Here is a 3,884-nt window from a genome sequence, read left to right on the forward strand (position 1 = left end):
TTAAATCCAGAGAAAAAAGAAGCAATGCGGGCGGCATAAAATTTAATTTGATGCGACAACTAACTTGAAAAACTCCGCTCATTGCTGAAGAGGAAGACGGTTTAACTCACGAAGAAAGAAAAAAAATAAAAAGAGAAAACCGTATTAACGCAATTAAACAGTGGTGCGCTGAAAACCCAAATCGAGACCCCGCTAGAGCAAAAGATAAAACCATAAAGCAACTGGCTTTGGATGAAAAAGCGGTGGTGCGAAGAGAAGAGTTTAGAAAAAATAACCCCGAGAAAGTGGCTGAAATACGAAAGCGAACTAGAAACGAAAGAAGATACCGTGATAATAGAGCAACCTACAAAGAGCGACTACCAAGAGACTACTTACATAAAGACAGCTATGAAACGCGATTAAAAAAAGCGGAAGCACTCAATGGTTGCAGGTTCAAAACTCGCACGTTTAAAAGTAAGCGTTTTACTGATGAATATGCAGCAGAGCTCAAGTCGCCTAATAGTGGCTCAACTCTTGAGGGACATTGGGTAGAGAGCGATGGTAAGCAGTTGGCTATTTCATGGTTTGGAGGGTGGTCAAACTTATTTACTGCTCTAAGTTTCCTGCTAATGGTCGCTGCGGTTATGTTTTTTTTCGTTGACTTGGTTGTTATTGGTTTTGTGTGGGGCGACTATCGGTGGGTGCCATTTGCAATATATGCACCTATGTTTATTGTCGGTTTTTATATGCTGAAACACCGGGCCATATTAGCGCACCGAGATAATTTTTATTTTAATCGCCATACCGGCCTTGTAAAAACCCCGCATACATTATTCAGAAAACCGTTTTACTTACCTTACGAAGACATTGTTTGCTATGGCGCAAATGAGCGTAATGTGGGTTCAGCACGTGGTGGCTCACGTGTATTTGTGTCACTCATGGTGCCGTTAAAATACCCTAAACATTATCGCTTTACCAAGCCTACTTTTTATGTAGGTGGTTCAAATCGTGAATGGGATTCACTGGCATACGCCACAGCCATGACTTTTATGGATACCTCAATTCCACTTGGCACGCATTTATATCAATCGATAGAGCATTACTTCAAAATCGATAAAGATATAACAGAAAAACACGCCTTTCCTGAGGAGCTAAAACCTTATTTAGACCCTGATGACTGCCAAGTAAACAGACATGAAGTTTGGTGATGTAAAAAACAGCGGTTAGTGTGAATCGCTGTTTTACTTTATGAAAAATCAACTTTAAAAACACAATTAGAGTGGCTGTCTAGTTTAACTTTCGGTCTAGTTTAACTTTCGGAAGGTACTAAAGAATATTTATGTGAATTTGATGATAATAGCCTGAGCTTAAATGCTGCAGTTTATGAGTTTGAAATTGAATCTCCTAGTATTAGTGTGTTTGATGTTGAAATAACACCAACACTTATATATAACGAAGATTTAACCTTACCAATAGATTTTGATGCATTTGAAAAGCCAATTGAAAATGCCTCACCTGATTTAGCAATTGCATAAGGAACCTGATGCAAAATAATAATTACTTCGGTGTTGGAATAATGCCAAAGAAAACGAAGTTTAATCGCTTTTTTGAATATCGCAGTATAAAAAATATATATCACGAATTCAAAGGCCTCTGTTTTTTATATGATTGGCTTGATACAAACAAAATATATGAAAGTAATCGCGAAAAATACAAAGTAGTGCCTTGCGGCAATAACCCTATAAAAGCTGTATTATTTGGGCCCATGGTTATAGGAGGGGTTCTAAGCCTTATTACTTTTATTAGTGTTTTATCACTTCCATTTTATGGCGAAGGTGAAACGTTTCAGTGGTGGATTCCAATTATTACTTTTTCTTGGAATTTACTTTTCTTAAATTTACTGCCTATTCTCGCTAGGTACATACCAGATAGGGTGATGTACCTTGATAGGCAAAACCAAACGGTCGGGTTTACTTTTGAGATACCAGGTTGTGAACAAAGAGATGACTTAGGTAACTGTTGCTTTAAATGGGAAGAAGTTGTTTGCAGGTTAACCTCGAAAATGGGCGCGCCGGGTGTAATGAATTACTTTCCAGAAATTAGCCATATTGATCAAGATAAGTACCCTAAAACAATAGTAACAGGTTCAGTTGTAGAACTTTCAGCCAATCCAGTGCATTGTTATTTATTGTGGGAGTGTTATGTACGTTTTATGGATTTAAGTAAGCCATTGCCCGATGTGCCTGTATATGAACAACACCGTCATTCAGATCCAATTACAGCAGAGTTTGATAAAAAAAATAATCGTCCTTCAGACTTTTGGGTAGACTTTTCAATTGAACAGCAAATTGAAATTAGGGACGAAATTTTAGAAGATGCTTTTCCATATGATTGGCTAAAAGGTAAAGAGCGTGAAGAAGTAATCAAACCTTGGCTGCATTGGAAAGCAGGGCCTGAGCGCATAGAGCAATTAACGTGGAAATATAAAGTAAAGCGTTTATTGATTCAACTTTTTATCGGCTTTCCGTGAGACTGTTTAAGTTTCAGAGTCCATGATGCTTTAACAATCAAAAAAAGGAACTTAAACAGAGCACCTTAAAGTGCCTCTGTTTATTAAAGGAATCTGATGCAAAATAATGACTACCTAGCCGTTGATATTATGCCTAAAAAAAAGCGGTTTAATTGTTTTTTTTACCCTGAGAGATTAAATAGCCTTAAAGAAAAGTTTAAAGGCTTATGTTACTTGTATGACTTACCTTCTAAAAAACAGAAGGCAATACAAAAGCGCCCAGAACGATATAAAGTAGAAATGTGCGGAAATAACCCTATTAGGATTATATTATTCGGACCGATTATAATTGGCTTTGTTTTAAGTTTGTTATTTTTATTCTCTTGTATTGTGATGACTTACTCCGAGGAGCCTTATCATTGGTGGGTGCCGGCACTTACTTTTTCTTGGAACCTGTTTTTTCTTAATTTATTACCAATAACAGACAGTTACATCCCCAAAAAACAAATATACTTTGATAGACAAAAGCAGCTAGTAGGCTTTACTTATCCTATCCCTGGTTGCGAAGCGCGTGATGAGCAGGGTAATTGTTGTTTTAAGTGGGCTGATATTGTATGCCATTTAGATATGGTTGCAACACGCCCAGGTGTAATGGGGTTTGTACCCTATATAAGTCATGTTGATGAGGACAAATACCCTGACACTAAAATTGTTGTGCAAGTGCCGGATAACTCAAATAACCCAATGAACTGTTATTTATATTGGGAGCGTGTAGTGCGCTTTATGGACAACAACCAACCACTTCCTGATGTACCTGAGTATGAAAACTACCGACACCTTGATGAACCCACCGCTGAATTTGATAAAAAAAATGACAGACCTAATAAATTTTGGAGCGACTTTTCACTTGCTCAACAAGCCGAAATTTGGCAAAAGTTTAATAAAGAGGCTGCTCATTTTAATTGGCTCAGAGCGACACCTAACGAAGAAATAATTAAGCCTTGGCTGCATTTTAAAGGTGAGCCTGAGCGTATTGAAAAACTAACCTGGAAATACAAAGCAAAGCGTTTAGCGCTACAGTTGTTTATGGGAATACCTTAAGCGCATTACAAAAGCTGCTTTATAACTTAAAGGAAGTTTGAGCTTGTTAAAGGAATAATATGTCTATTTATAAGTACTTAGGTGGACCATTACCTAAAAAAACAATTTTTAATCAATTCTATGAAGAAGGCGATACGCTATATCTGCGGAAAATGTTTAATGGGTTATGCTTTTTGGCTAGCTGGTTATATGATGATAAATCGGTTTTTAGTAGTAATCCCCAGCGCTTTCAAGTCCATTCATGCGGTAATGACCCCATGAGAGCACTTATCTTTGGTCCAATGTTTTTGGGGTT

The 3,884-nt window shown here is 37.4% G+C and carries 3 protein-coding genes and 1 pseudogene; all 4 read left to right on the forward strand.

Translation table 11 applies throughout. The annotated features are described in order from the left end of the window. The first annotated feature begins 227 nt into the window (after positions 1-227). Positions 228-1,187 (forward strand): dolichyl-diphosphooligosaccharide--protein glycosyltransferase subunit 2, encoded by a 960-nt coding sequence (locus tag I6F50_RS19980; protein WP_231613051.1) that lies wholly within the window; start codon positions 228-230, stop codon positions 1,185-1,187. A 335-nt stretch (positions 1,188-1,522) separates the two neighbouring features. After that, positions 1,523-2,509 carry a hypothetical protein gene (locus tag I6F50_RS19990; RefSeq protein WP_197177139.1) on the forward strand — a complete coding sequence of 329 codons (987 nt, stop codon included), beginning with the start codon at positions 1,523-1,525 and terminating at the stop codon, positions 2,507-2,509. A 96-nt stretch (positions 2,510-2,605) separates the two neighbouring features. Then, a complete protein-coding gene (locus I6F50_RS19995) occupies positions 2,606-3,589 on the forward strand; it encodes a hypothetical protein (protein WP_197177140.1) in 984 nt (327 codons plus the stop codon). Between the two features lie 59 nt (positions 3,590-3,648). Further along, positions 3,649-3,884: pseudogene (locus tag I6F50_RS20375) on the forward strand (hypothetical protein); the annotation flags it as partial.

This window comes from Pseudoalteromonas sp. NZS127_1, assembly GCF_015864295.1.
Lineage (GTDB): Bacteria > Pseudomonadota > Gammaproteobacteria > Enterobacterales > Alteromonadaceae > Pseudoalteromonas > Pseudoalteromonas arctica.

Coding starts and splice junctions, on each gene's coding strand:
- I6F50_RS19990 (WP_197177139.1), top strand. CDS start 1,523: ATGCAAAATAATAATTACTTCGGTGTTGGAATAATGCCAAAGAAAACG.
- I6F50_RS19995 (WP_197177140.1), top strand. CDS start 2,606: ATGCAAAATAATGACTACCTAGCCGTTGATATTATGCCTAAAAAAAAG.